General features: G+C 29.1%; 34 protein-coding genes. 15 read left to right on the forward strand and 19 right to left on the reverse strand.

The features are described from left to right. Positions 1-4 precede the first annotated feature (4 nt). The 3 genes from ACTTA8_RS06530 to hspQ all read right to left on the reverse strand — a co-directional run bounded on the left by ACTTA8_RS06530 (position 5) and on the right by hspQ (position 1,429). Positions 5-232 (reverse strand): heme exporter protein CcmD, encoded by a 228-nt coding sequence (locus tag ACTTA8_RS06530; protein ID WP_440655011.1) that lies wholly within the window; start codon positions 230-232, stop codon positions 5-7. Continuing rightward, the gene (gene ccmC, locus ACTTA8_RS06535; RefSeq protein WP_440655013.1) at positions 229-936 is read right to left on the reverse strand and encodes a heme ABC transporter permease CcmC; all 708 of its coding nucleotides are present in this window, start codon (positions 934-936) and stop codon (positions 229-231) included. The genes ACTTA8_RS06530 and ccmC overlap by 4 nt, the downstream gene beginning before the upstream one ends. Positions 937-1,108: 172 nt before the next feature. Then, positions 1,109-1,429, reverse strand: coding sequence for a heat shock protein HspQ (gene hspQ, locus ACTTA8_RS06540; protein WP_440655014.1), 321 nt, complete (start codon positions 1,427-1,429; stop codon positions 1,109-1,111). Positions 1,430-1,516: 87 nt separating this feature from the next. Between hspQ and ACTTA8_RS06545 the strand changes: the two genes are divergently transcribed. After that, positions 1,517-2,068: a septation protein A gene (locus ACTTA8_RS06545; RefSeq protein WP_440655016.1), complete on the forward strand. Its 552-nt coding sequence runs from the start codon at positions 1,517-1,519 to the stop codon at positions 2,066-2,068. After that, positions 2,061-2,405 (forward strand): DUF2794 domain-containing protein, encoded by a 345-nt coding sequence (locus ACTTA8_RS06550; RefSeq protein ID WP_440613652.1) that lies wholly within the window; start codon positions 2,061-2,063, stop codon positions 2,403-2,405. Before ACTTA8_RS06545 ends, ACTTA8_RS06550 begins: the two co-directional genes overlap by 8 nt. Position 2,406: 1 nt before the next feature. On the opposite strand, the gene ACTTA8_RS06555 is transcribed toward ACTTA8_RS06550, so the two are convergent. Then, positions 2,407-3,168 carry a Bax inhibitor-1/YccA family protein gene (locus ACTTA8_RS06555; protein WP_262589945.1) on the reverse strand — a complete coding sequence of 254 codons (762 nt, stop codon included), beginning with the start codon at positions 3,166-3,168 and terminating at the stop codon, positions 2,407-2,409. A 79-nt stretch (positions 3,169-3,247) separates the two neighbouring features. Between ACTTA8_RS06555 and ACTTA8_RS06560 the strand changes: the two genes are divergently transcribed. The 7 genes from ACTTA8_RS06560 to ACTTA8_RS06590 are packed head-to-tail and all read left to right on the forward strand — an operon-like array spanning position 3,248 to position 8,634. Next, complete coding sequence (locus ACTTA8_RS06560; RefSeq protein ID WP_440655017.1) at positions 3,248-4,282, forward strand: aldo/keto reductase; 1,035 nt, start codon at positions 3,248-3,250, stop codon at positions 4,280-4,282. After that, entirely contained in the window at positions 4,273-4,782 is a 510-nt protein-coding gene (locus ACTTA8_RS06565; protein ID WP_440655018.1) for an invasion associated locus B family protein, read from the forward strand. The genes ACTTA8_RS06560 and ACTTA8_RS06565 overlap by 10 nt, the downstream gene beginning before the upstream one ends. Positions 4,783-4,786: 4 nt before the next feature. Then, positions 4,787-5,974: an argininosuccinate synthase gene (locus ACTTA8_RS06570; RefSeq protein ID WP_440655020.1), complete on the forward strand. Its 1,188-nt coding sequence runs from the start codon at positions 4,787-4,789 to the stop codon at positions 5,972-5,974. A 4-nt stretch (positions 5,975-5,978) separates the two neighbouring features. Further along, positions 5,979-6,596 (forward strand): DsbA family oxidoreductase, encoded by a 618-nt coding sequence (locus ACTTA8_RS06575; RefSeq protein ID WP_440655022.1) that lies wholly within the window; start codon positions 5,979-5,981, stop codon positions 6,594-6,596. A 53-nt stretch (positions 6,597-6,649) separates the two neighbouring features. Then, complete coding sequence (locus tag ACTTA8_RS06580; RefSeq protein ID WP_440655023.1) at positions 6,650-7,108, forward strand: hypothetical protein; 459 nt, start codon at positions 6,650-6,652, stop codon at positions 7,106-7,108. After that, positions 7,108-7,488: a phosphate-starvation-inducible PsiE family protein gene (locus ACTTA8_RS06585; RefSeq protein ID WP_440655024.1), complete on the forward strand. Its 381-nt coding sequence runs from the start codon at positions 7,108-7,110 to the stop codon at positions 7,486-7,488. Before ACTTA8_RS06580 ends, ACTTA8_RS06585 begins: the two co-directional genes overlap by 1 nt. A gap of 6 nt (positions 7,489-7,494) precedes the next feature. Next, positions 7,495-8,634: an FAD-binding domain-containing protein gene (locus ACTTA8_RS06590; protein WP_440655025.1), complete on the forward strand. Its 1,140-nt coding sequence runs from the start codon at positions 7,495-7,497 to the stop codon at positions 8,632-8,634. Here ACTTA8_RS06590 and ACTTA8_RS06595 read toward each other — a convergent pair. From ACTTA8_RS06595 to ACTTA8_RS06615, 5 genes are read right to left on the reverse strand one after another with little or no spacing between them, the layout of a single operon-like run. Next, entirely contained in the window at positions 8,631-8,852 is a 222-nt protein-coding gene (locus tag ACTTA8_RS06595) for a hypothetical protein (RefSeq protein WP_440655026.1), read from the reverse strand. The two genes, ACTTA8_RS06590 and ACTTA8_RS06595, sit on opposite strands and share 4 nt — an antisense overlap. Then, positions 8,849-9,568 (reverse strand): type 1 glutamine amidotransferase, encoded by a 720-nt coding sequence (locus tag ACTTA8_RS06600; protein ID WP_440655028.1) that lies wholly within the window; start codon positions 9,566-9,568, stop codon positions 8,849-8,851. The genes ACTTA8_RS06595 and ACTTA8_RS06600 overlap by 4 nt, the downstream gene beginning before the upstream one ends. Before the next feature lie 5 nt (positions 9,569-9,573). Then, on the reverse strand, positions 9,574-9,702 hold the full coding sequence (locus tag ACTTA8_RS06605) for a DUF2256 domain-containing protein (protein ID WP_262589955.1): 129 nt from the start codon (positions 9,700-9,702) through the stop codon (positions 9,574-9,576). 1 nt (position 9,703) lies between these two features. Then, a complete protein-coding gene (locus tag ACTTA8_RS06610) occupies positions 9,704-10,033 on the reverse strand; it encodes a hypothetical protein (RefSeq protein WP_440655029.1) in 330 nt (109 codons plus the stop codon). A gap of 5 nt (positions 10,034-10,038) precedes the next feature. Next, positions 10,039-11,529: a cryptochrome/photolyase family protein gene (locus ACTTA8_RS06615; protein WP_440655031.1), complete on the reverse strand. Its 1,491-nt coding sequence runs from the start codon at positions 11,527-11,529 to the stop codon at positions 10,039-10,041. A 27-nt stretch (positions 11,530-11,556) separates the two neighbouring features. Between ACTTA8_RS06615 and ACTTA8_RS06620 the strand changes: the two genes are divergently transcribed. Genes ACTTA8_RS06620 through ACTTA8_RS06630 form a run of 3 tightly spaced genes read left to right on the forward strand, consistent with a single transcriptional unit; the run spans position 11,557 to position 14,321 of the window. Next, a complete protein-coding gene (locus ACTTA8_RS06620; RefSeq protein WP_440655033.1) occupies positions 11,557-12,267 on the forward strand; it encodes an SDR family NAD(P)-dependent oxidoreductase in 711 nt (236 codons plus the stop codon). Then, positions 12,242-13,333 carry a PQQ-dependent sugar dehydrogenase gene (locus ACTTA8_RS06625; protein WP_440655034.1) on the forward strand — a complete coding sequence of 364 codons (1,092 nt, stop codon included), beginning with the start codon at positions 12,242-12,244 and terminating at the stop codon, positions 13,331-13,333. Before ACTTA8_RS06620 ends, ACTTA8_RS06625 begins: the two co-directional genes overlap by 26 nt. Positions 13,334-13,337: 4 nt before the next feature. Further along, positions 13,338-14,321 (forward strand): MBL fold metallo-hydrolase, encoded by a 984-nt coding sequence (locus ACTTA8_RS06630; protein ID WP_440655035.1) that lies wholly within the window; start codon positions 13,338-13,340, stop codon positions 14,319-14,321. Here ACTTA8_RS06630 and ACTTA8_RS06635 read toward each other — a convergent pair whose 3' ends face one another. The 8 genes from ACTTA8_RS06635 to hemC form a co-directional block, all read right to left on the reverse strand. Next, a complete protein-coding gene (locus ACTTA8_RS06635) occupies positions 14,322-15,113 on the reverse strand; it encodes a TauD/TfdA dioxygenase family protein (RefSeq protein ID WP_440655036.1) in 792 nt (263 codons plus the stop codon). It abuts the gene before it with no gap. An 8-nt stretch (positions 15,114-15,121) separates the two neighbouring features. Next, positions 15,122-15,394 carry an SHOCT domain-containing protein gene (locus ACTTA8_RS06640; protein WP_440655037.1) on the reverse strand — a complete coding sequence of 91 codons (273 nt, stop codon included), beginning with the start codon at positions 15,392-15,394 and terminating at the stop codon, positions 15,122-15,124. A 3-nt stretch (positions 15,395-15,397) separates the two neighbouring features. Then, positions 15,398-15,601 (reverse strand): hypothetical protein, encoded by a 204-nt coding sequence (locus ACTTA8_RS06645; protein WP_262589965.1) that lies wholly within the window; start codon positions 15,599-15,601, stop codon positions 15,398-15,400. A 79-nt stretch (positions 15,602-15,680) separates the two neighbouring features. After that, positions 15,681-16,526, reverse strand: coding sequence for a bifunctional methylenetetrahydrofolate dehydrogenase/methenyltetrahydrofolate cyclohydrolase FolD (gene folD / locus ACTTA8_RS06650; RefSeq protein ID WP_440635371.1), 846 nt, complete (start codon positions 16,524-16,526; stop codon positions 15,681-15,683). An 8-nt stretch (positions 16,527-16,534) separates the two neighbouring features. Then, positions 16,535-16,825, reverse strand: coding sequence for a YggT family protein (locus tag ACTTA8_RS06655; RefSeq protein WP_440655038.1), 291 nt, complete (start codon positions 16,823-16,825; stop codon positions 16,535-16,537). Continuing rightward, entirely contained in the window at positions 16,822-17,907 is a 1,086-nt protein-coding gene (locus ACTTA8_RS06660; protein ID WP_262589969.1) for a mechanosensitive ion channel family protein, read from the reverse strand. The genes ACTTA8_RS06655 and ACTTA8_RS06660 overlap by 4 nt, the downstream gene beginning before the upstream one ends. Positions 17,908-17,909: 2 nt before the next feature. Beyond that, the gene (locus tag ACTTA8_RS06665) at positions 17,910-18,608 is read right to left on the reverse strand and encodes a uroporphyrinogen-III synthase (RefSeq protein WP_440655039.1); all 699 of its coding nucleotides are present in this window, start codon (positions 18,606-18,608) and stop codon (positions 17,910-17,912) included. A 1-nt stretch (position 18,609) separates the two neighbouring features. After that, complete coding sequence (hemC, locus tag ACTTA8_RS06670) at positions 18,610-19,527, reverse strand: hydroxymethylbilane synthase (protein WP_440655040.1); 918 nt, start codon at positions 19,525-19,527, stop codon at positions 18,610-18,612. A 55-nt stretch (positions 19,528-19,582) separates the two neighbouring features. On the opposite strand from hemC, the gene tsaD reads away from it, so the two are divergent. Next, positions 19,583-20,656: a tRNA (adenosine(37)-N6)-threonylcarbamoyltransferase complex transferase subunit TsaD gene (gene tsaD / locus ACTTA8_RS06675; RefSeq protein WP_440655041.1), complete on the forward strand. Its 1,074-nt coding sequence runs from the start codon at positions 19,583-19,585 to the stop codon at positions 20,654-20,656. Positions 20,657-20,661: 5 nt separating this feature from the next. On the opposite strand, the gene ACTTA8_RS06680 is transcribed toward tsaD, so the two are convergent. Next, positions 20,662-21,204, reverse strand: a complete 543-nt coding sequence (locus ACTTA8_RS06680) for a 2OG-Fe(II) oxygenase (RefSeq protein WP_440655043.1) — start codon at positions 21,202-21,204, stop codon at positions 20,662-20,664. Between the two features lie 72 nt (positions 21,205-21,276). Between ACTTA8_RS06680 and ACTTA8_RS06685 the strand changes: the two genes are divergently transcribed. Both ACTTA8_RS06685 and acs read left to right on the forward strand, forming a co-directional pair. Further along, positions 21,277-21,690: an EVE domain-containing protein gene (locus tag ACTTA8_RS06685; RefSeq protein WP_440655044.1), complete on the forward strand. Its 414-nt coding sequence runs from the start codon at positions 21,277-21,279 to the stop codon at positions 21,688-21,690. Between the two features lie 10 nt (positions 21,691-21,700). Further along, positions 21,701-23,767, forward strand: a complete 2,067-nt coding sequence (gene acs, locus ACTTA8_RS06690; RefSeq protein ID WP_440655046.1) for an acetate--CoA ligase — start codon at positions 21,701-21,703, stop codon at positions 23,765-23,767. On the opposite strand, the gene ACTTA8_RS06695 is transcribed toward acs, so the two are convergent. Then, positions 23,764-24,387, reverse strand: a complete 624-nt coding sequence (locus ACTTA8_RS06695; protein WP_440655047.1) for an esterase — start codon at positions 24,385-24,387, stop codon at positions 23,764-23,766. The two genes, acs and ACTTA8_RS06695, sit on opposite strands and share 4 nt — an antisense overlap. Positions 24,388-24,409: the final 22 nt, after the last annotated feature.

Consider the following 24,409-nt stretch of genomic DNA (forward strand, 5'->3'; position numbering starts at 1 on the left):
AAAATTAGTTGTTTGTTGCGTCAGCTAAAATTTCTTTATTTATTCTTTGTGATTTTGCAGAATTAGCTTGTTCAGCGTTAAGTGATCCAAACTTAGCAACAAATTTATTTTGTTCTTTAATAAATTGAACCTTTGTTACTAAATATAAACTTAGGAAACTTAATAAAGTAAAACTAAATGCAGATAACACGTATACTGCATATCCATTCATAAATAATAATTCTTTAATCATAATCTATCTAAACCTTTATTTTTAATTTTTATCAGTTCTGTATTATATTTCATTAAGAAAATTAACAACGAAAATAGAGCAAATGCCGCAGTCATTATCAATAATGGATAAAGCATTGATGAATGAATTGAGCTTTTAGACAAAATATTTATTGAAGCAGGTTGGTGAAGTGTATTCCACCAATCAACGGAGTACTTAATTATTGGCACATTTATAATTCCAAGAATGGTAATAAAAGTTGAGATTTTAAAAACTTTTTCTTCATTTTCATAAATTCTCCAAGAGATTAAGTATAAAGCATAAAATAGAGCTAAAATTAACATCGAAGTAATCCTAGCATCCCAGGCCCACCATGTACCCCAAGTAGGCTTCCCCCAAATAGAACCAGTTACCAAAGCAATAATGTTAAAAACAAAACCTGAAGGTGCTAAACTTTTGGATATTAAAAAAAAATTTTTGTTTTTAAAAATAAATCCTGAAATTGATAAAACAGTTATCGAAGAAAAAATTCCAAGAGAAATCCATGCAGCAGGAACATGAACATACATAATTCTAACAGCATCACTCTGTTTATAATCTTCTGGAGACAATATAAGTGCTTCAACTAATCCAACAGATAGAACAATAACGAATAAAAATAAAACATATTTTGGTGCTTTCGAAGTAATTTGAAAAATTTTATTTGGCTCTAAAAGTTTAAACATATTTATAATTTAAAGATTTATTTTAAAAATACTATTGTGAAAAATTATCTGATCAAGAATGAAGAGGGGAGATAATAAAGATTAACTTTTAACACTCTTGATCAGAATATGACCATTTTATAAAAAATTAGTGTGGCTTAGATTGGAAATAAATGTGTTTGAAAAATGATAGCTAATTAGAAAGCTTGAAATAACTTGAGCCTTTTTTGCCTGAAAAAATTTCCTCAATTAACGGATGTTTTATAGGCTCGTCTGAGTCGTCTATCAAAAGATTTTGTTCTGAAACATAGGCTTCATAAGTAATTTCATCATTTTCGGCAAGTAGATGATAAAAAGGCTGATCTTTTCTTGGTCTAACATTTTTTGGAATTGACTGATACCATTCCTCAGAATTGTTAAACTCGAAGTCTACATCATAAATAACACCTCTAAATTCGAAGTGCTTGTGTTTAACAATATCTCCAATTGAGAATTTAGCTTTTTGGATTGCCATAATAGTTAGTATGGGTATTTAAAAATAAAAATCAATGTAAAAAATATTAATGTTTTGTGATGTGGCAAATATGTTAATATGTTTTTAGTGAATAAATCTTTTTTAAAATTTGTTACTGATTTTGGACCTTTAGCAATATTTTTTTTCTATTATTATAACAGTGGAAAAAATTTATCAGTAGCAATTCCTCCCTTAATAGTTGCAACTATCATTGCATTAGCAGTTGTTTGGTTTTTTGAAAAAAAAATACCACCGATGCCTTTGTTAAGTGGAATTTTAATAACTTTTTTTGGAGGTCTCACTATCTACTTTAATGATCCAGTATTTATTTATGTAAAACCAACAATAATAAATATCATGTTTTCTTTGGCTTTATATTTTGGAAAATACTTTACGAAAGAACCAGTGCTTAAAAAAGTTATGGGTAAATCAATACCTTTGTCAGATATCGGATGGGAAATTTTAAATCGAAGATGGATGTTTTTTTTCTTTGGTCTTGCATTATTAAATGAATTTGTTTGGAGAACACAAACTGAAGAATTTTGGGTCAATTTTAAAGTATGGGGAATGCTTCCAATAACAATAGTGTTTACTGGATTTCAGGTACCTTTGATAAATAAACATAAAATAGATGCGTAATAACTTAAGATTAGTAGTAAACAATCCACATAATAAAATAGAGGAAAAACAATTTTTTGAAAAAGATGAGCTAAAAATTATTTTAGATCTTTATGCTAAGATGGTTTCAGAAGGCTCTTGGAAAGATTATGGTCTCAACATTTCAAGCAAACAAGTTAGCTTTAGTGTATTTAGGAATGCAGCAGAAAATGCACTCTATAAAATCTGTAAAAATTTTAAGCCAAAAAATAAAAATTTAAAATACTTAATCACAGATACAAGTGGTAAGATTTTAAAAAATTCTTATGAACTTAAGTCTTTACTTAAAAATACTAATTGGAAGAAACTTCAAAAATAAATTATCGTCTTTGACCAAAAAGTCTTAACAACATTATAAACAGATTAATAAAGTCTAGGTATAATGTTAAAGCACCCATTACTGCTTTTTTTCCTACGATTTCACCAGAGTCACTTGCAACATACATGTTTTTAATTTTTTGAGTATCATAAGCTGTTAAGCCTACGAAAATTAAAACACCTAAAATTGAAATTACAAAGTACATCATTGAAGACTTTAGGAAAATATTAACTATTGATGCAATAATTATACCAATCAATCCCATCATTAAAAATGATCCAAACTTAGTTAAATCTCTTTTTGTTGTATAACCATAAATACTCATTGCTCCAAAAGTTGCTGAAGTTATGAAAAATACTCTAGTAACACTCAAACCAGTGTAAACTAATAAGATTGAAGACAATGAAAGACCCATTAAAGCTGCAAACACCCAAAATGTTGTTTGAGCTTTTGAAGCACTCATTTTATTAATTCCAAAACTCATGTAAAAAACGATTCCTAAAGGAGCTAACATCACCAACCATTTAAGTCCTGATAAATAAATTGCATTACCCATTTGTGTTAATCCAACAATTGCACCTGATTGATCAGTTACGACTGACATCTTAAATGTTATTAATGCGATGATCCCTGTTAACAACACTCCTGTTGCCATGTAGTTGTAAACTTTTAGCATGTAGGCTCTTAAGCCTTCATCCATTACAGCTGCAGTTTGTTGCGCTGCTTTTGCTCTGTTTAATATTCCGTTTTTATCAAATTCCATAATATGTTACATATAATAGTCTTTTAATGATTATTCAAGACACCTTTAAAGATTAATAAAAAGTTAACATAAAACATTAATGAATTACAAAAAATTGGGAAATACCGATCTTGACGTGAGCACAATTTGTCTCGGTACAATGACTTGGGGAGAACAAAATACTCAAGATGAAGCCTTTGAACAAATGGACTTTGCTTTAAGCAATGGAGTAAATTTTTGGGACACAGCTGAATTGTATGCAGTTCCTCCTCGTAAAGAAACTTATGGGGACACTGAAGAAATAATTGGTAATTGGTTTGAAAAAACAAAAAAAAGAAAAAAAGTTATTTTAGCTACAAAAGTTGCTGGTCCAGCAAGAAATTATATAAGAAATGGAGAAAATAGTTTTACAGGTCCAAACTTGGAAACGGCTTTAAACAATAGTCTCAAGAGACTTAAAACAGATTATATTGATTTATATCAACTGCATTGGCCAGAAAGAAATGTAAATAATTTTGGAAGACTTGGTTATGTTCATAAAGAAAATGATTGGAATCAATTTGAAGATGTTCTTGGGGAATTAGATAAATATATTAAAGCTGGGAAAATAAGATACGTTGGTCTTTCAAACGAAACTCCTTGGGGAGCATTAAATTATTTGCAGCTATCAAAAGATAAAAATTTACCAAGAATGATGTCTATTCAAAATCCCTATAATTTATTAAATAGAGTCTATGAAATTGGATTGTCTGAAATTTCAATTAGAGAAAAAATTGGATGCCTTGCATACTCACCTCTGGCGAGTGGATACTTAACAGGAAAGTATAGAAATAAGAATTTTCCTAAAGGCTCAAGAATGGAAAGAGACTTCGATTTTTGGACAAGATATAAAAAACCAAACACAGAGGCTGCTGTAGAACTTTACTTTAAAATCTGCGAGAAACACAATTTAAATATGACACAAATGTCTATTAAATTTTGTGAAATCCAAGAATTTATGACAAGTGTTATTATAGGTGCAACCACAATGGAGCAGTTGAAATCAGATATAGAAAGTGTAAATGTAAATTTATCTAATGATGTCATTGAAGAAATCAATCAAGTTCAAACAATTTATCCAAACCCATGTCCTTAATTAAAAAAATAATAATTTTATCAGCCCTATTTATCTTAAATTCAAACCATCTATTTGCTCAGGAAGTAAAAAAAATTGGTAAATATAAAGATTGGGAGGCAATGGTAGCTTATGAACCTGATGGCAAAGTATGTTTTGCACAATCAGTACCTGTGCTTCAAGCACCAAAATCAAACAAAAGAGATGCTAAATTATTTGTAACTTTTAGACCAGAAGAAAGTATTTTAAATGAAGTAAGTGTTACTCCTGGATATGAATTTAATAACAAGAATTCTGTAATTGCTGCATCTGGAAAGAACAAATTTAAGTTTGATATAATACAACAGGGATTTGCATGGATTGCTGATAACAAAATCGAAGTAAAAATGATTAGTAGAATGAAGAAGGGATCAAGAATAATGATTACTGGGTACAATCAAAATGGATCTCAAACAATTGATCATTATTCTTTGCTTGGATTTACAAAAGCTTACAACGCATCAAAAAAAGCTTGTACATAATTAAATGAAACCGAAAAATAAAATTGTACTTGCCTACTCAGGCGGTTTAGATACATCCATAATTTTAAAATGGCTTCAAGAAAATTATAACGCTGAAGTAATTTGTTACACCGCTGATGTTGGTCAAGAAATCGATAGAAAAAAAATTTTTAATAACGCAAAAAAATTTGGTGTAAAAAATATCATTATTCAAGATTTAAAAGATACTTTTGTAAAAGATTACGTTTATCCAATGATTAGAGGACATGCAATTTATGAAGGTGTGTATCTTTTAGGGACTTCTATTGCCAGACCACTGATTGCCAAAGACCAAATAAGAGTTGCTAAAAAATTTAAAGCTAATGCAGTATCACATGGTGCTACAGGAAAAGGAAACGACCAAGTAAGATTTGAATTGGGCTATCATTACTTTGGACCAAAAATAAAAATTATTGCTCCATGGAGAATTTGGAAATTAAAATCAAGAACTGATTTAATTGACTATGCAAAAAAACACGGGATACCAATACCAAAAGATAAAAAAGGTGCCCCACCTTTTTCAATAGATGATAATTTATTTCATACATCAACTGAGGGGAAAGTATTAGAGAATCCAAAAAATTCTGCACCAGAATTTATTTACCAAAGAACAGTTTCTCCTGAGAAAGCTCCAAGTAAGCCTTCATTTATTACAATCAATTTTAAAAATGGTGATCCCTTTGCAATTAATGGAAAAAAAATGTCTCCTTCTAAACTATTAGAAAAGCTTAACAATGTTGCTGGAAAAAATGGGATAGGAAGAGTGGATTTAGTTGAAAATAGATTTATTGGAATAAAGTCTCGAGGTGTGTACGAAACACCAGGTGGAACTTTATTAATTCATGCACATAGAGCAATTGAATCCGTAACATTAGATAAAGAAACAATGCATAAAAAAGATCAGATTATGCCAAGATATGCTGAACTTATTTATAATGGTTATTGGTATTCAAAAGAAAGATTTAAACTTCAAAAAATTGTTGATCTGAAAAGAAACAAAGTTAATGGCTCAGTAAAACTTAAACTTTTTAAAGGAAATGTAATAATCGAGTCTCGAATTACAAACAGTTCAGCCTACTCTATGAAAAAAGTTTCCTTTGAAGAAAATAAAACATTTAACAAATCTAATGTTGAAAGATTTATTAATTTTCATAAGAAAAAACTTCGTTCATAAATAAATGGAAATAAATATATTCGCAGACACTATTTGTGGATGGTGTTACATAGGTCATAAAAATTTAAATACAGCGATTAAAAAGTTTCCCAATGTAAAGTTTGAAATTAAACATATACCATTTCAATTAAACCCAGATATGCCAAATGAAGGTATTTCTAGAGATAAATATCTTCAAATAAAATTTGGTGGGAAAAAATTTGCAGATCCCATGTATGAAAATATGAAATTAAAAGCAAAAGAATCTGGAATGACTTTTAATTTAGAAAAAATAAAAAAAACTCCCAACACAGTTCTATCTCATTTGCTAATAATTTTGAGTAAAAAGTTCAATATACAAAACCAGATAAAAGAAAAAATTTATCAATCATATTTTATTGATGGTCTGGATATAGGAGATATTAATGTTTTAACCAATATTGCAAAGCAACATAATATTTCTGAAGAGATCTTTAAAAATTTTATTAATGATAAAAATATTGAGGCTGTAAATTCAAAAATATTAATTGCTAAAAAAAAGAATATAAGTGGTGTTCCTTTTTATGAAATAGGAAATGATTTTATATCAGGTGCTCAAAGTATAACTCACTTGGAAAATGCAATAATTTCAAACTTAAACTAAAATTAAGTCAATTTTTCCTTTGTTATAACTTTTTAAAACTATATGTTAAGTGCATGGACTCATTAAAAAACTGGATGAAAGATGCTGCAAACATTTTGTTTGATGATAGTAAAAATGATCTGAGAGCACTACCCAAAACAGTTAGGCTTCAAATTCTTTTAGTTTTAAGTTTTATTTGGACAACAGTTTTTAGTTTATATGTGTTTTCATACACAACATTTGCATTTGGTTGGGCAGGTCTTTATGTGGCGCATGTAGGATTAATTTTTGCTGTATATATGACTTTTAAACAATTTCATAAAGCAGAGGAAAGATCTAGCAGTGTATTTCAAACTAAAAATTTTGATCCTTTTAAAATTATGGTGATTGTCTTTGTAATAGTATTTATATTTGTTTTTTCAAAAGGTATTGAGGTATTAACTAGTCCTAATCCAAGTTCTTATTCAATTCCATATGATGGGCCGTCAAAATCAGTTTTCGAAAAATGGCTTCCATTTAGTAAAGACAAATAATGGATAAGATAGCAAAAAACTTACAACTAGCTTTGATGGTTATTATCTTAATCAGTACAGTAATTGCAGTTGGAATTGAAATGAAAAAGATGTTCTTAAATCAATCTGTAACATTAGCTGATCTACTATTAATGTTTCTTTATTTAGAGGTCCTGGCGATGGTTAGAGTTTTTTGGAACCAACAATCAATTAGTATTACCCTTCCACTGCTTATTGCGATTACTGCTCTTGCAAGATTTATTATTTTACAAGGAAAAGAAATGGATCCTACTGCACTTGTTTATGAAGCTGTCGCAATTTTATTAATTGCTGGAGCAATTGTTGTCTTAAGATTGAGACATAGTGATAAATTAGGTCTCAAGAAAAAAAAATCAAAATAATTTAAGATGATGTTTGAACCTTCAAGGGCTAAGGCCTTAAATCAATTAAATAATTTTATCGATAACGGTCTTGCAGAATACTCTAAATTAAGAAATTTTGATTTTGGTCCTGAAAAAAGAAATAACATATCTTGCTTATCTCCATACATAACACATGGAATTATTAACGAAAAAGAGGTCGTCCAGAAAGCTCTAAGCAAATTTTCTTTTTCAAAAAATGAAAAATTTATTCAAGAAGTTTTATGGAAAACTTATTGGAAAGGTTGGCTAGAGCTAAGACCAAATGTTTGGGCAGATTATCTTATTGAATTAAATCAAATTAAAAATGAACTTCAAAATAATAAAAATTATCTCTCAGCAATTGAGGGAAAAACAGATATTGAATGCTTCAATGAGTGGGTTAACGAGCTAAAAGAAAACAATTATTTGCATAATCACACAAGAATGTGGTTTGCCAGTATTTGGATTTTTACTTTAGAATTACCTTGGCAATTAGGTGCAGAATTTTTCATGAAACATCTTTATGATGGAGACGCTGCATCAAATACTCTAGGATGGCGATGGGTTGCAGGTGTTCAAACTCAAGGCAAACACTATCTTGCTAGTGAATGGAATATTAAAAAATTCACGAACAATAGATTCCAAAACATAAAATTGAATGAAAACGCTCCTCCGAAAATTTCAGAAAAATCTTATCAAATAATAAAACAAGATTTTACTAACCCACAAAATATTGAAGAAAAAAATCTTTTAATTTTTGATAATAATCTCTCATTTGAAATCACTGACTTTAAAGAAAAAAACTTTAAGAAAATTTACTTAGTTTCTAACAAAAATGAAAATAGATCTATTAAACTCAGTGAAAAATTAGTGAAATTTAAATCTCAGTTAATAGAAGACCAAGGACAAAGATTAAAAAATCAATCTTTTGATTTTCAGTTAATTGATATAAGTGAAGTGACAAACATTGAAAATTGTTATGGTTTGTATCCAACAGTTGGTGAAAATTTAGACTACTTAAATTCAAACGATTTAAATGTGAGTTTTTTATACAGAAGCTTTGATCAGTTAGCTTGGCAATATTGTAATAAAGGTTTTTTTAATTTTAAAAATTATATTCCCAAAATTGTTTCAACCTTAAGTTAAAACCATCGAACCATACCTATAATTCCAGCGATAGCATAAAAAAATTGCAGTAAGAGAATTCCTTTATGTCCACCTCTGTAAGCCCAAATTCCAATTAAGATAGCTGACAAAAGTAATAAACAAAAACCAAAAAATTCTATTCCTATGTTTAAAGCCACAAATAAAGAATATAATATTGCTGTAATAACCCCTGCCCATTCAAAGATTTTATTATTCATAAAAGTTTTTTAAAATTATTATAAAGAATTGTAGAATAATTATTCATGTCATTCATGTTATCTTTTGCTGATTGATTAAACTTTTCTAAAGCATCGCTCCCAAGCTGATCCTCTAAAGCTTTCTTGTATTCAGGAACGCATCCCCATTCATTGACTGTTGTATCTTTTATTTCTATATGAAATTGAATTCCGTAAGCGTGGTTTTGATATTTAAATATTTGATATTTAGTAATCGGTGAGGAAGCCAATAAAGTTATATTATTGTTTTTTTCAATTCCTTGGACCTCATAAGAATGCCATTGTAAACTTTTTATTTTATTAGGAAATTGTGAAAACAAATTATCGTTTTCTTTTTCTTTCGAAAAATCAATATCCATAATACCAATTTCTGCAGGATTTGATTTCACAATTTTACCACCCACTACCTCTCCTAATAGTTGGCAACCCAAACAAAAACCTAAATAAGGTTTTTTCAAATCTACAACAAATTCTTTAATTTTTTTCTTTTCTTCAATTAACCATGGATATTCTTTTTCCATATAGGTATCCATTGGTCCTCCCATACAAAACATTCCATCAAAATTACTAAGATCCTCTGGTATTTTTTCACCTTCGTCTAACTCTATCGTGGTTAAATTAAATCCATCAGATAGCATTAAATCTTTAATGTAGCCCGGATCCTCGATTTTAATATGTTGTAGTACAATTATATTCACTATGATTAACTTAGCTTAGAACACTTTTTGGAACAATATTTTACTCTATCCCAATTAAGTTTCCATTTTTTTCGCCACGTAAATGGTCTTTTACATACAGGACATATTTTTGAAGGTAAGTTTTGTTTTTTCAATTTAATATTCTTTAAAATTATTATTCCAAAGATCTAAAGCTTCATCCCAATTTGGAATATGATCACTTTCATAACCATATGTAGAACCTGCTGCAATTGCTCTAAAATTTCTCATTGCTTTTGAGTGCTCAGTTCCATTTAAATATTTAACCATCAGTTTTCTATCTTTCCAAGCTGTTAAAGTATGCTGGTATCCGTTAAATGGCTTCGTTTCACAAAATATGTTTCCTTCAGCTTTTTGTGCTGCCCTAAAAGATGGGATTGCTAACAACCAAAATCTTAATTTTGAAAAAAAATTTTTTGGCTTTAAACCAGTAATGGCAATATACATATAGTTCAGTTTGTATTTTGTTTAATAAATTTATCAGCCTCTGATAAAATCATTTTTTTTCTCTCATCTTTCATTTTATCAAAAATTCTAACCATCATTGATAGTCTTGGATTTTTTAAAAAGAATTTTCTGTTCCGATCTATGAATCTCCAATAAAGACCATCCATGGTGTTACACCAATCACCTTTCTTAAAGTCCATCATTTTCATAAAATATGCAGATCCGCAAATATATGGTTTAGTCGCGAAAATCCCTCCATCACTAAACAATCCCATTCCATATACATTGGGAACCATTACCCAGTCTGATGAGTCTACAAAAATCTCCATAAACCACTTATAAACAATTGTAGGCTTTATCTCACAGAGGTTCATAATATTGGATAAGATCATTAATCTTTCAATGTGATGTGACCAGCCATTGGTGACTGCATTTTTAATCGCATAATCTAATGGTGGAAGACCAGTAGTACCCTCATACCATGAACTTTTCATTTTTCTATTCTGTTTAAAAAAATTTCCTGTTTCCATTTCATGCGAGTAGGACTGGTAAATTCCACGCATAAATTCCCTCCATCCAATTACCTGACGCACATAACCCTCTAAGGAATTTATTCTAATTTTATTTTTTTTATGAAAATCTAAAATTTTTTGGATTACAAATTCAGGTGTTATTATGCCTAAATTTATATAAGGACTTAAAGCACTATGAAAAAGAATATTATCTTTTTGATCAACAGCATCCTCATAATCACCAAATAGATTAGATTTTTCTTTTATAAAAAAGTTTAAAAGTTTAACTACATCGTCATATTCAGTAGCAAACCAAAAATTCTCTGTACTCCCTGGATGGTTTTTAAATTCCTTCTCAATAATAGGCTTCAATTTTTTTGTGTGACTAGTTTCATTAATTTTTGGAAATTTAGGAATTGATATATCTTTTGGTAATTTATTTCTGTTATCTTCATCAAAACTCCATTTACCTCCAATTGGATTACCATCTGACCCCATCAATATTCCAGATTTTTTTCTAACATCCTTGTAGAAAGTTGCCATAAAAGGTTTTTTTGATTTTGATAAATAATTTTTAAAATCTTCTCTAGAATTTAAAAACATTGGTGTTTGAATTACATTCCAATTAATTTTTTCTTTTTTTAAAAATTGATAAATTTTTTTTTCAAAAAATTTATCCTCTACTTCGAAACTAGAAATTTCTTTTATTTTTTTTTGAGTAATAATATTTTTTAACTTTTTTAAATAATCATCATGAAACTCTTTGTCTTCAATTTTGACATAGTCTAATTTAAATTTATTTTTCTTTAACTCATCAGCATAAGATCGCATTGATGATAAAAATAATAAAATTTTCTGTTTATGATGCTTTTCATAGGTGCATAAACCCTTGTCTTCGGCCATAAAAAATAGATGGTCTTTTTTGAAGCGGTCAATGTATTTTGTTGGAAATAATTGATTGCCAAGTATAAAAAATAACTTCATATTTAAATATAACTAATAAAAATTTTTATGTCAGAAAAATATCTTATTTTTGGTGCAACTGGCTCGATTGGATCTAGTTTAGCAGAACAATTAAAAAATTCAGGAAATGATATTCATTTAGTTGCAAGAAATGAAAGTGAACTTGCTCCAATTGTAGAAAAGCTTGGGTGCTCACATACTGTTGTGGATGTTTTGGAGGATGGATTTATAGAAAAAATTAAATCAGATATTTCTGAAATCAAAGGATTGGCCTACTGTGTAGGATCTATAGACTTAAAGCCACTTAGAATGATTAATGAGCAAGATTTTCAAAAATGCATGAAACTTAATCTTTATTCTGCTGTAGAGGCTATCAAGGGATATCAAGAAAGTTTAAAAAAAAATAAAGGTTCAATTGTAATGTTTTCAACTGTTGCCGCACAAAGAGGTTTCACCAATCATGCAATTATAGCGTCAGCAAAGGCAGCTGTTGAAGGTCTGACTGTTTCTTTAGCTGCAGAATTTGCTCCAAACATAAGAGTAAATTGTGTGGCACCAAGCTTAACAAAATCTAAAATTGCTGAACCAATGTTAAAAAATGCTGCTTTAGCAGAAGGTATTGCAAAAGCGCATCCATTAAAAAGATTGGGGGAAGGAAAAGATTCAGCGTCACTTGCTAAATTTTTACTTACAGAAGATAGTTCTTGGATCACTGGTCAAGTTATAGCTGTAGATGGTGGTAGATCTAAACTTTCATAAAGTGAAAAAATTTATTTTAATATTTTTTTTTATTTTAATTTCCACAATAGCAAATTCTAAAAATTATAATTTTGAAAAATTAGGGTCTTTTAGTGAACCATGGGGTTCAAGTTTCATTAATAGTGAAGAATTAATTGTTACAGAAAAAGGTGGCAAAATTAAAATAATAAACATTGTTTCAAAAAATATTTCTGAAATTGAACATAATTTAAACTATTTTGTTCATGGTCAAGGTGGTCTTTTAGATATTATTCATAAAGATAAAAAATTATGGATTTCATATTCAGAAAATAGAGGAGACTGGAAAACCAGTACCTCAATTGCAAAAGCAAATTTAAATAAGAATTCTTTAAATTTTAAAAATATATTTCAAGCAAATCCACCAATTGAGTCTGGATATCATTTTGGATCGAGACTTGCTATCAAGGAAAATTACTTATTTGCTTCTGCAGGTGAAAGAGGCTTGAATATGATTGCTCAAGATCCAACTCAACATCCGGGCAGTATTATTAGAATTAATTTAGATGGAAGTATTCCAAAAGATAACCCTAAATTTGAAGGTAAGCCAGATTGGCTTCCAGAGATATACCAGATAGGAGTTAGAAATCCTCAGGGTTTAACTTTTTCAGAATTTGATGGAAAAATTTATATGAGCAATCATGGAGCAAGAGGTGGTGATTGGTTTGGAGAGGTCAAAAAAGGAGAAAATTATGGGTGGAAAATTTTAGGCTGGGGAGGAACAAATTATTCTGGAACTAAAATTGGTCCAAAATGGAAACCAGGATTTACAAAAGCCATCCAATATTGGGTTCCGTCAATCGCTGCAAGTGCTATTACAATTTATAAAGGTAAAGAGTTTGAGGAATGGAATGGTCACGCATTAATTACTTCTCTTAAAGATAAATCTTTAAGAAAATTAATATTTTCAAACACATCTGAAATCCAAGAGGAAATTATTTTTAAGGATAAAATTGGGAGAATTAGAGACATACAAGTTCACCCAGTTGATGGGAAAATTTACTTTTTAGCTGGAGATGATTTGTGGCTAATGGAAAAAAATAATTAATAAAGTGAAAGAGAAACCTTATCACCACTTATCAGATGGAACTTTTCGAAATCCTGAAGGTTCACCAGTTGTAATATCTAGATCAGGTAAATTTTCTTATAGAACTTTCAGTAAATTAAGAAAAAATATTAGTCTTAATTTTCCAAAAGAGCATGTTGTCGAAAAAGAAAAAGTGAAGTCTAATTTAGAAAAATACAAAAATGATGATTACATTGCCTGGATTGGGCACGCTACTTATTTAATTAAATTAGGTAATACAACAATTATTACTGATCCTGTTTTTTCAAAAAATGCAGGTCCGTTAATATTTGGACCAAAAAGATTTACTAAACCTGCTTTAGATCTAAACGAAATTCCAAAAACAGATTTATTTTTATTAACTCACAATCATTATGATCATCAAGATATGTCAACTATCAGAAATTTTCCATACAAGGATGCAAAAGTATTGGTTCCACTTAACCTTGGAAAATATTTTAAGAATTACAAAGATGTAAATGAAATGGATTGGTATGATCATAAAAATATTAATAGTGATTTAAAAGTAACCTTGCTACCAGCAGTTCATTGGTCAAAAAGAAGCCTAACAGATACAAATAAAACTTTGTGGGGAAATTTTTTAATTGAATATAAAAATAGGAAAATTTTATTTGCATGCGATACTGGTTATGGAAATATTTATAAAGAATTAGGGGAAAAATATGGTCCAATTGATCTTACTATGATCAACATTGGAGCATATAATTTTAAACCAATGTTTGACAAAACTATTTACCACACAACTCCAGAAGAAGCTTTAAATGTAGCAAAAGATCTTAAAAGCAAAAAAGTATTAGGAATGCATTGGGGGACTTTTGTTTTATCTTTAGAGCCAATTATGGAACCACCAATTCGATTTAAAGATAATGCAGAAAATTATGGATTTAAAAGAGAAGATGCAATTACATTTAATATTGGTGAGTTAAAATCCTTAAACGAATTATTATAACTACAATATAGTTATTCTATGCATAATTCTATTGCCTTTAAAAGGGGTAGCTTGGTGGAGCATGGATCTATTGTCCCAAATAGCTAACTGATCTTTTTCCCACTCTAATGAGTATTGAAACTTTTTTTTAACTTGGTGCTTAAATAATTGTTTTTTAACTTTTTCAAAATTTTTTAAATTTGGAGAAAATCCTACAAGATGTCCTGGACTGCAATAAAGCGTATTTTTAGAGTTTATCTTTTTTATAATTTTATGAATAGATTTTAATTCTTCAATCTTTCTACCCTTCTCTTTTACTCTTTCTCTTGTAGTAACTGAAATTGGTCCTTCAGAAGAGTACCTTCCCTTCACTTTGAGTAATTTATTTTTAATTGATTTGGACAAATAATCATAAGCTAAGTATTGAGAGGAAAATTCAGTATTTGCTCTACCCTTTTTAGGAACTAGTTTAGAATAAAGCATTGTAAATCTAGGTGGTTTTTTTGTGTAAATTGAGTCTGTGTGGAACTGTTCTCCAAAACTAGGTCCCTTATCTGTTGCTTTTCTTTGAACAACAGTAATTTGTTTATATTTCTTACTTAATCCTTTTAGTCTTGGATATTTTGCTAATTTACCAAAATGTTTAGCAAACTCTATATAATCTGAAGAACTTAATTTTTGCCTTCTAAAAAAAATCATACCATAAAGCTCAAGTGCTTTTAAAAAAATTTTAAAATCTTTTTTAGAAATTTTTTTAACATTACCAATAATCTCAGCCCCAATATTTTTTTTATTGGGAATAATCTTAAACATATCTAAGTTTAGCTATTCAGTAATTTACTTTTAGCTTTTTCAAACTCTTCTTGTGTAAGAGCTCCATTTTTGTACAACTCATTTAATTTTGAAATTTCAGAACTTAAATCGTTACTATTTGAGGGTCTAGTTACTGTTTCAGAGTCTGTTTCTATTTCCTCAGGTTTAATAGGTCGATTATCAACTTTAGCCTTAAAACCTTTCATTATTGCAGATCCTCCAAGGTAAAAAACAAATCCTAAAATTGGCACTGCTAAAGCAAAAAAAATAATTTTTTCCATTAATTAATCCTCATCCTCATCTCTCCAACCTTTTTCATACATCAAATATCCAGCTAAGATAACAGAAAAAACTCCTGCAATCATTCCAAAATCAAATCCAACTTGCTTATTATATAAATACCAACCCAATTGAGTAGCTCCAATTGGAACTGCAGTTAACAAAATCATTATAATTGCAATTCTGTATTCGTATTTAGGTTTTTTCATCTAGACTAGTTTATCAAATACAACTGTAATTTAATCAGTTTAAATATCCTTGAGACAATTAAACTTAGATAAAAAGTCTTTATTTTTGTGATCTTTTAAAACACTCAATTGTGTTTTTTAATAAACAAGCGATAGTCATTGGTCCCACACCGCCTGGAACTGGGGTTAAAGCTTTTGCATTTTTTGAAACATCTTCAAAATCAACATCTCCAACAATACCTTTGTCAGTTTTATTGATACCAACATCAATTACTATTGCATCTTTCTTTACCCAATCTCCTTTTACAAGCTCAGGTATTCCAACTGCTGCAACAATTATATCAGCTTCTAAACATTCAGCTTTTAGATCTTTAGTTTTTGAATGAGTAATTGTTACGGTACAATTTTCTTTCAAAAGTAATTGAGTCATTGGTTTTCCATTTAAATTTGATCTACCAACTACTACTGCTTTTTTTCCACTTAAATTTGGTTCAATTTTTTTAATTAACAAATAACAGCCAAGAGGTGTACAAGGAACTGAGCTTTCATAACCTGATGAAAGATTTCCAACATTCATTGGATGAAAACCGTCTACATCTTTAGAGGGATCAATTGCTTCAATAACTTTTTGCTTATCTATATGTTTTGGTAATGGTAATTGAACTAAAATTCCTGAAACTGTTTCATCTTTATTTAATTCTTCAATTTTTTCTAAAACAGTTTTTTCTTCAACACTATCTGGATATTTAATTACTTCCGATTTTAATCCTACTTCGTTTGCTGATTTTTCTTTATTACGAACATAAATTTGGCTTGGAGTAAGATCTCCAATTAATATCACGGTTAAACCAGGGACTTTGTTATATTTGGATTTAAGTCCTGATACTTCTTGTTTTAATTCTTCTCTTAATTCAGCTGCAGCTTTTTTTCCGTCAATTAAAATCATTTTACCTTCTAAAATATTATTGGTGCAATGTAGAGCTTCATACACATTTCAATAAACCAAATCAATAGAAGAAAAATGATTGGCGAAATATCTAGTGATCCTAAATTGGGCAAAAAACGTCTAATTTTATTAAGTATTGGCTCAGTTAATTTGTAAGTAAGCTCTAAAATTGAGTAAACAAATCTATTTTGAGTATTTAAAACATTAAATGCTATCAACCAGCTTATAACTACATTTGCTATTACAACATAAGAATACAGTTTTAAAATCTGTAAAACTAAATAAAAAATTGCTATCATTTTTTCTCAACATAAATTGACTGACTTGGGAAAGCAAAAGAGGCCTTATTTTTTTCTACAATCTGCTTAATTTCAATTGCTAATCTCTCTTTAACTTCTAGTGAATTACTCCAACTATTTGAATTCGTAAAACATCTTACCAATAAATCTATTGAACTATCAGAAAACTTCTCAATTCTAACCGCAACCCCAGTTGATTGATTAAAATCTTCACTGTTGTTTATATAACTTTCAATTTCCTCTCTGATTTTTTTTAATTGATCAATCGTAGAGTCGTACTGCAATGTAATTATCCATCTAATTCTCCAATTAGATGTTTCGCTAACATTAACCACAGCATTTTCTGCAAATTGAAAATTAGGAATAATCGCTAGAGATTTATCAAACTTTCTTATTGTTGTTGATCTAAAACCAATTTTTTCAACTGTGCCTTCAATAATCCCATCTACTGCAATCCAATCTCCAATTTTAAATCTTTTTTCAACTAATACTAAAATTCCAGAAATTAAATTTTTAAATAAATCTTGTGCTCCAAGTGCAACAGCAACTCCAAACAAACCAAGACCAGCAATAATTGGTCCTATCTTAATACCCCATAATTCTAGTACTGCAGCTAATCCTAAAATAAATATTAAAATCTTAAGTGATTTAATTATCCAACCAATAAGTTCTCTAGTTAAAAGTTTATCTAGTCCACTTAAGATATATGAAATTGGTTCTATAATTTGATGAATAACCCAAAAAATCAATATCGTAATTAAAGTTCTATTAATTGTATCAACTACTTCTCTACCCTCTGTTGAAAAAGTCATGTAGTAACTCGCAATAAAGAAACCTAATACAATTGGTAAAAATCTAGCTGGACCAATTAATGACTGAACAAAAGTATCGTCTAATTTGTTTGTTGTTCTTTTTGAAATAATTTCTAATTTTTTTATAATTAATTTACTTATTAACCCTCTAAAGACTAAAAAAAGTAAGAATATCCCTATTCCAATTAAAATTTGAAAAATATCAACACCAAGTATTCCTTTATTCCAAACAGATAAAAATATTTCAGAAAAATTATTTATTAATTCCATACCTAAATTTTATATAACAAAAACTCTTCTTCTCCAGGATTAAAAAGAAATATCTTTTTCCATTTGATTTCGTTCAATATTGACGAGGTTTTTTCACCTATACACATCAAGTTTGTATTCATCCAAAGGTTTTCTGTGTGGTAGATTTTTATAAAATTTAAGAAACTAGAGGCACTATTTTGAGAATAAATATAAACAATATCTGGTATATTCTGCTTTAATTCATTAACAAAATTTCCATCAAATTTTTCCGTATGATTAACTTTATAATTAATAATACGTTTAACAACATACCCTTCTTTTAATAATTGTTGGTCTAAATCTGTTGTTATGATCTCACCACTCACATAAAGAAGTGGAGTTTCTTTTAATTCATAATTTTGCAAAATTAATTCTTTAAGGTTTGAAACATTTCCTTCAGCAGCAATTGTATTTTGGAAACCTAAACTTCTAGCTTTATTTTCTGTAGCACTACCAACACAAAAACAAATTAATTTTTTATTTAAATTTTCTACATTTAAATTTCTCACTGCATTAGAACTTGTAAAAATTAAACCACCATAATCATGAGAGTTAATTTCTTCATGTTGAACTTTTTGAATATTTATTAATGGTAGATGAGATACTTTATGATCTAAAGATTGAAACTTAACTATCATTTCTGAACAATCTTCTATAGGTCTAGTTAACAAAATATGCATTTTACTTTTTATATGAATTATTAGATTTAATTTTTAAAGTGTTACCAACTTCTGTTCCAATTTCTTTAAACATATCAATATTACCAGATTTTTTTTCATAAAATATTTGAGAACCATCTAGTGAGAATAATTCAGCTTCAACGGTAATTTTATCCCCTTCTATAATTGAATGAGCACCTATTGCAGTTTCGCAGTCACCTTCCAAAACCTTTAAAATGTTTCTCTCTATGTGAGCTCTCATATAAGTATCTTTGTGATTTATTTTTTCCAAAACTTTTATAATTTCATCATCGTTATCTCTACACTGTAAAGCAATAATACCTTGACCTGCACTTGGAATAATTTGATCAGTTGAAAAAATTTCAGAAATTTCATTATCTAAATTTAAATATTTTATACCTGCATAAGATAAAACTATTGCATCATAAATACCTTCCTTTAGCTTTTTGATTCTAGTATCTACATTTCCTCTTATTAATTTACAGTTAAGATCTGATCTTATTTTTTTAATTTGAAATTCCCTTCTATAAGATGAGGTTCCTACTATTGCATTTAATTTTAATTCTTTAATATTTTTCTTATCATTAGTTATTAAAATTTCTCTTGGATCTGTCCTTTCTAAAAATGAATTTGTTCTAAGTCCTTTAGTTTCAATTGCTGGCATATCTTTTAATGCATGCACGGCTATATCAATTTTTTTTTCTTTCAGTTCTTTTTCAATCATACTAGAAAATAAACCCTTACCACCGACCTCAGATAATCTTCGATCCTGAATTTGGTCACCTTTTGTAGTTATTGTTTGAATGACAATCTGATCATCTGGTAAGTTTAAAGCTTCAATAATTTTATCTTTAGCTTTTTGCGCATAAAGCAAAGCCAATTTACTTCCTCTTGAGCCTATTATAATTTTTCTATTCATTAAAAATTTATTTCTTACTTGTATTGAGATTGTACAATTATTAAAAACTATTTGAATGAGTAAAAAACCCTTAATTCTTGGAATAGAGACTAGCTGTGATGAAACGGCAGCATCTATAATAACTGAAAATGACAAAGGAATTCCAACAGTTTTATCCAATATTGTTTCTAGTCAGGTAGATGTTCACAAAGAATTTGGGGGAGTAGTTCCCGAACTAGCCGCAAGATCACATATAGAAAAAATAGATTGGATTGTTGAAAAAGCAATTTCAGATAGTGGAAAAAAAATTGAAGAAATTGATGCTGTTGCTTCAACTGCTGGGCCAGGTTTAATTGTTTGTTTGTCAGTTGGTTTAAGTTTTGGAAAAGCTTTTGCAAACGCAATTAATAAACCTTTTATAGCAGTTAACCATCTTGAGGGTCATGCACTAAGTCCTAAGTTAAATTCTCATTTAGATTATCCCTATCTATTATTATTAATTTCAGGAGGTCACTCACAATATTTAAGTGTTCAAGGTCTTGGAAAATATAAAAGATTAGGAACAACTATTGATGACGCATTAGGTGAAGCATTTGATAAAACAGCTAAACTTTTGGGAATTGAATTTCCTGGCGGACCACAAATCGAAGTTTTGGCAAAGAAAGGAGATCCTGAAAAATATGATTTACCTAAACCGATTTTTAATAAAGGTGGATGCAATTTATCTTTTGCAGGATTAAAAACAGCAATTTTAAGAATTTCAAAATTTATCAAAACAGATCAAGAGAAATTTGATTTAGCAGCTTCTTTTCAAAAGACAATTGAAGAAATTCTTTATAAGAAAACTAAGATAGCATTTGAAGAATTTGAAAAAGAAAATGAATTAAAAGAAAAAGTTTTTGTAGTAGCTGGTGGAGTTGCTGCTAACAAAAAAATTAGATCTATGTTAATTAATTTATGTAAAGCCAATAATTACAAAAGTATATTTCCACCAATAGAACTTTGTGGGGATAATGCTGCAATGATCGCAATGGTAGGTCTGGAAAAATATAAATTGAATGAATTTAATAATTTAGATTATCCAGCAAAACCAAGATGGCCTTTAGACGAGAAGGCTGCATTTTTAAAAGGTGCAGGTGTAAAAATTTAAAATTTTTACCTAAATTTTGGTCCAGACAACCAAATTGCTAAAGTATGTCTTCTACCTGATATTACCCTGTTAACTTTATGATTTATAAATGAGGGAAATATAATTGCGCTCCCAGGTTGATTAAATTCATTGCAAATTATTTCATTAGCTCTGAACAAAGATAATTCTCCACCCTCATAATTCTCATCAGATAAATTTAATAAGGCTGTTAATTTAATATCTCTGACTGGATCGCCTGGAACTGCATCTATATGCCAAGTATATTCTTGGTCGGTATTATAAATGTTGTAATTGAGTTTTTTAAGATCAGTTAGTGGATGAAGATCAAAACCAAAAAAATTATTGTTTGCTGTAAAACAAAAATCTACAAATTTACCTATATATTTTTGAAGCTTTCCGTAGAGTACAAATTTAACCTCAGAAGTTTTGTTTGATTTTGATGCAAAATTATCTTTTCCTGGTACAAAATTTGACCTAATGATACTATTTATTTCTTTAATCTGATCATGATTATATATATTAATCGATGAATAATTTGCTGCTCTCATAAACTAAAATATTAACTGTCCAACAATTGTTTAAAAAGTTAAAATATAACTTATTATATTATAAATTAAATAATGAATTATTGGTTATTAAAATCTGAACCAGATGTTTGGTCAATTGATCAACAAATTAAGGCTGGCAAAAAAGGTGCTCCCTGGGATGGTGTTAGAAATTATCAAGCAGCAAACAACCTAAAAATTATGAAGAAGGATGATCTATGTTTTTTTTATCACTCTAATATTGGTAAGGAAGTGGTTGGGATAGTAAAAGTAATTAAAGAACACTATTTAGATAAAACTGATAAGACCGGAAGATTTGTTGCGGTAACAGTCCAATTTAAAAGTAAGTTCTCTAAACCAGTGACCCTTGAAAATATCAAAAAAAATAAGGATTTAAGGGATTTAGCGCTTATTAAACAAAGTAGACTTTCAGTAATGCCAATTGATGATAAAAGCTGGAAAATTATAAATAAGATGAGTAAAAGTTAAAAAAAAATCCATGCCAAAAAAAAAGAAAAAAACTAAAGTTAAAAGAAAAACTAAAGTAAAAAAAAAGACTGTAGTTAAGAAAAAAACTAAAGTTAAAAGAAAGAAATCAAAGAGAATTTTAAAACAAAATGACAAACCTACTCCAGAATTGGTTATAAAAACTAAACCTGAGTGGATCAAAAGCAGTTTAGCTAACAAAAGTAAATATGAACAAAAATATTCTCAGTCTATTAAAAATAATGATGAATTTTGGAAAAAAGAAGGGAAAAGAATTACTTGGATTAAACCATATAAAAAAATTAAAGATGTTAAATATAGTTCTAAAGAAGTAAAAATTAAATGGTTTGAAGATGGGACCTTAAATGCGTCAGCAAACTGTATTGATAGACATTTAAAAGATAAAAAAGATAAAACAGCAATAATTTGGGTTGGTGATGATCCAAAAGATAGTCAAAAAATTACATACAAACAACTTCATCAAAAAGTTTCTAAAGCTGCAAATGGTTTAAAAAAATTAGGTATTAAAAAAGGAGATCGTGTTACAATTTATCTCACAATGATACCAGAGCTAGCAATTTTAATGTTAGCATGTGTTAGAATTGGTGCAGTCCACTCAATTATTTTTGGAGGTTTTTCAGCAGACTCCATTTCTGGAAGAGTTAATGACTGTGAGTCGGAATATATAATTACGGCCGATGAAGGTGTTAGAGGTGGAAAAACTATTCCTTTAAAAGAAACAACTGATGAAGCATTAGAGAGTTGTCCTAATGTGAAAAAATGTATTGTTGTTAAACGTACAGGCAATTCAGTTAGTTGGAATTATGATAGAGACGTTTGGTATCATGATTTAATTAAAGATGTTCCATCTCAGTGTGAACCAGAAGAAATGAACGCTGAAGATCCTTTATTTATTTTATATACATCAGGCTCAACTGGAAAACCAAAGGGAGTTTTGCACACAACAGGTGGATACATGGTGTATGCATCAATGACTCATCAATATATTTTTAATTACAAACCAAAAGATATTTATTGGTGTACTGCTGATATTGGTTGGGTAACAGGTCACAGTTATATTATTTATGGTCCTCTTTCGAATGGTGCAACAACTATAATGTTTGAGGGAATACCAAACTATCCAGATAGTTCTAGATGGTGGCAAATAGTCGACAAATACAAAGTAAATACTTTTTATACTGCACCCACTGCAATCAGAGCTCTAATGAGAGAAGGTGATAAGCCTGTAAAAAAAACATCTAGAAAATCTTTAAAGTTACTTGGAACTGTTGGTGAACCAATAAATCCAGAAGCTTGGATGTGGTATTACAAAACAGTTGGAAATTCTAAGTGCCCAATTGTAGATACATGGTGGCAGACAGAAACAGGAGGGATATTAATTGCCCCTCAAACAGGTGCTATTCCTTTAAAACCTGGCTCTGCAACAAAACCATTTTATGGAATTAAGCCCATGTTGGTTGATAAATCAGGCAAAGAGATAAAAGGACCTGGAGAAGGAAGACTTTGCATAGCACAATCATGGCCTGGACAAATGAGAACAGTATATGGGGATCATCAAAGATTTATTGATACTTACTTTTCTCAGTTTGAAGGCAAATATTTTACTGGTGACGGATGTCGAAGAGACAAAGATGGATATTATTGGATTACAGGTCGAGTAGATGATGTAATTATTGTATCAGGACACAACTTAGGTACAGCTGAAATTGAAAGTGCATTTGTAGCTCATCCGAAAGTAGCAGAGGCAGCAGTCGTGGGTTACCCACATGATATTAAAGGTAATGGATTGTATTGTTATGTAACATTAAATGCTGGTGAAAGGGAAACTGGTGAACTCGAAAGAGATCTAAAACTTTGGGTAAGAAAACAAATTGGTCCACTTGCTACACCTGACTTAATTCATTTCACTCCAGGACTTCCAAAAACAAGATCTGGAAAAATTATGAGAAGAATTTTAAGAAAAATTGCTGCAAATGAACATGGTCAATTAGGAGACACAACTACCTTGGCCGATCCTAGTGTTGTTAATAGTTTAGTTGAAAACAGAAAAAATATTTAAAACTGTATTCTATCTTTAAATTCTTTTTTAATAACATCCCATTTTAAAATAACAGAATTTAAAACTATTTTTCGATCAAGTGTTTTTAGCTCATCAGCTATTGGTGCCCATTTATACATTGATAAAGCACTTGGGTTGAAAGGACGATCATTATGATACTTTTCCCAATCAATATTAATTAGTCTTTCATCAAATTCTTTTTTTGCTTCTTCGATGACATTTAAAGGCATGTTGTTCGTTGTCTCATCATCTAAAATTTTTAAAAAAATTTCCTTAGCTTTATCTAATTCATTAAAACTAAAATTAACTTTTAAATAAGAAAAAGTGAAAAAAGTTAAATCTTGAAGAGCAACAGAATAAATATTCCATTTTGCTTCATTGACTGACTTCATAAATTCATCATTGTCAAAATGAAGGACATATCTTGTCCCCATTCTAGTTTTTAAATAACTATAAAGTGTAACTTGAGATACCCATGCAGATTTTGTTTGGATAAACTCCTCTAACTCATCTAAAGTTTTAATTTTTGTTTTAGGAATAAAAGCTTTAAACAAAGAAAAAAAATAAACTTTGAAGTCACTTAAAGATAAATCTTTCCAACTTAATTTTTTTTTATCCATAAAAAGTTAATTTTATTGAAAA

It is taken from the genome of Candidatus Pelagibacter sp. HIMB1506 (assembly GCF_052047935.1).
GTDB lineage: Bacteria > Pseudomonadota > Alphaproteobacteria > Pelagibacterales > Pelagibacteraceae > Pelagibacter.

Excerpts from the sequence above, each read along its gene's own strand:
- ACTTA8_RS06625 (WP_440655034.1), top strand. The coding sequence starts at position 12,242 with ATGGTGGTAGATCTAAACTTTCATAAAGTGAAAAAATTTATTTTAATA.
- hspQ (WP_440655014.1), bottom strand. The coding sequence starts at position 1,429 with ATGGCAATCCAAAAAGCTAAATTCTCAATTGGAGATATTGTTAAACAC.
- ccmC (WP_440655013.1), bottom strand. The coding sequence starts at position 936 with ATGTTTAAACTTTTAGAGCCAAATAAAATTTTTCAAATTACTTCGAAA.
- ACTTA8_RS06555 (WP_262589945.1), bottom strand. The coding sequence starts at position 3,168 with ATGGAATTTGATAAAAACGGAATATTAAACAGAGCAAAAGCAGCGCAA.
- ACTTA8_RS06550 (WP_440613652.1), top strand. The coding sequence starts at position 2,061 with ATGCGTAATAACTTAAGATTAGTAGTAAACAATCCACATAATAAAATA.
- ACTTA8_RS06580 (WP_440655023.1), top strand. The coding sequence starts at position 6,650 with ATGGACTCATTAAAAAACTGGATGAAAGATGCTGCAAACATTTTGTTT.
- ACTTA8_RS06530 (WP_440655011.1), bottom strand. The coding sequence starts at position 232 with ATGATTAAAGAATTATTATTTATGAATGGATATGCAGTATACGTGTTA.
- ACTTA8_RS06680 (WP_440655043.1), bottom strand. The coding sequence starts at position 21,204 with ATGAGAGCAGCAAATTATTCATCGATTAATATATATAATCATGATCAG.
- tsaD (WP_440655041.1), top strand. The coding sequence starts at position 19,583 with ATGAGTAAAAAACCCTTAATTCTTGGAATAGAGACTAGCTGTGATGAA.
- ACTTA8_RS06615 (WP_440655031.1), bottom strand. The coding sequence starts at position 11,529 with ATGAAGTTATTTTTTATACTTGGCAATCAATTATTTCCAACAAAATAC.
- ACTTA8_RS06565 (WP_440655018.1), top strand. The coding sequence starts at position 4,273 with ATGTCCTTAATTAAAAAAATAATAATTTTATCAGCCCTATTTATCTTA.
- ACTTA8_RS06645 (WP_262589965.1), bottom strand. The coding sequence starts at position 15,601 with ATGAAAAAACCTAAATACGAATACAGAATTGCAATTATAATGATTTTG.
- hemC (WP_440655040.1), bottom strand. The coding sequence starts at position 19,527 with ATGAATAGAAAAATTATAATAGGCTCAAGAGGAAGTAAATTGGCTTTG.
- ACTTA8_RS06685 (WP_440655044.1), top strand. The coding sequence starts at position 21,277 with ATGAATTATTGGTTATTAAAATCTGAACCAGATGTTTGGTCAATTGAT.
- ACTTA8_RS06560 (WP_440655017.1), top strand. The coding sequence starts at position 3,248 with ATGAATTACAAAAAATTGGGAAATACCGATCTTGACGTGAGCACAATT.
- ACTTA8_RS06585 (WP_440655024.1), top strand. The coding sequence starts at position 7,108 with ATGGATAAGATAGCAAAAAACTTACAACTAGCTTTGATGGTTATTATC.
- ACTTA8_RS06620 (WP_440655033.1), top strand. The coding sequence starts at position 11,557 with ATGTCAGAAAAATATCTTATTTTTGGTGCAACTGGCTCGATTGGATCT.
- ACTTA8_RS06635 (WP_440655036.1), bottom strand. The coding sequence starts at position 15,113 with ATGTTTAAGATTATTCCCAATAAAAAAAATATTGGGGCTGAGATTATT.
- ACTTA8_RS06640 (WP_440655037.1), bottom strand. The coding sequence starts at position 15,394 with ATGGAAAAAATTATTTTTTTTGCTTTAGCAGTGCCAATTTTAGGATTT.
- folD (WP_440635371.1), bottom strand. The coding sequence starts at position 16,526 with ATGATTTTAATTGACGGAAAAAAAGCTGCAGCTGAATTAAGAGAAGAA.
- ACTTA8_RS06595 (WP_440655026.1), bottom strand. The coding sequence starts at position 8,852 with ATGAATAATAAAATCTTTGAATGGGCAGGGGTTATTACAGCAATATTA.
- acs (WP_440655046.1), top strand. The coding sequence starts at position 21,701 with ATGCCAAAAAAAAAGAAAAAAACTAAAGTTAAAAGAAAAACTAAAGTA.
- ACTTA8_RS06660 (WP_262589969.1), bottom strand. The coding sequence starts at position 17,907 with ATGGAATTAATAAATAATTTTTCTGAAATATTTTTATCTGTTTGGAAT.
- ACTTA8_RS06610 (WP_440655029.1), bottom strand. The coding sequence starts at position 10,033 with ATGTATATTGCCATTACTGGTTTAAAGCCAAAAAATTTTTTTTCAAAA.
- ACTTA8_RS06575 (WP_440655022.1), top strand. The coding sequence starts at position 5,979 with ATGGAAATAAATATATTCGCAGACACTATTTGTGGATGGTGTTACATA.
- ACTTA8_RS06665 (WP_440655039.1), bottom strand. The coding sequence starts at position 18,608 with ATGCATATTTTGTTAACTAGACCTATAGAAGATTGTTCAGAAATGATA.
- ACTTA8_RS06590 (WP_440655025.1), top strand. The coding sequence starts at position 7,495 with ATGATGTTTGAACCTTCAAGGGCTAAGGCCTTAAATCAATTAAATAAT.
- ACTTA8_RS06695 (WP_440655047.1), bottom strand. The coding sequence starts at position 24,387 with ATGGATAAAAAAAAATTAAGTTGGAAAGATTTATCTTTAAGTGACTTC.
- ACTTA8_RS06655 (WP_440655038.1), bottom strand. The coding sequence starts at position 16,825 with ATGATAGCAATTTTTTATTTAGTTTTACAGATTTTAAAACTGTATTCT.
- ACTTA8_RS06570 (WP_440655020.1), top strand. The coding sequence starts at position 4,787 with ATGAAACCGAAAAATAAAATTGTACTTGCCTACTCAGGCGGTTTAGAT.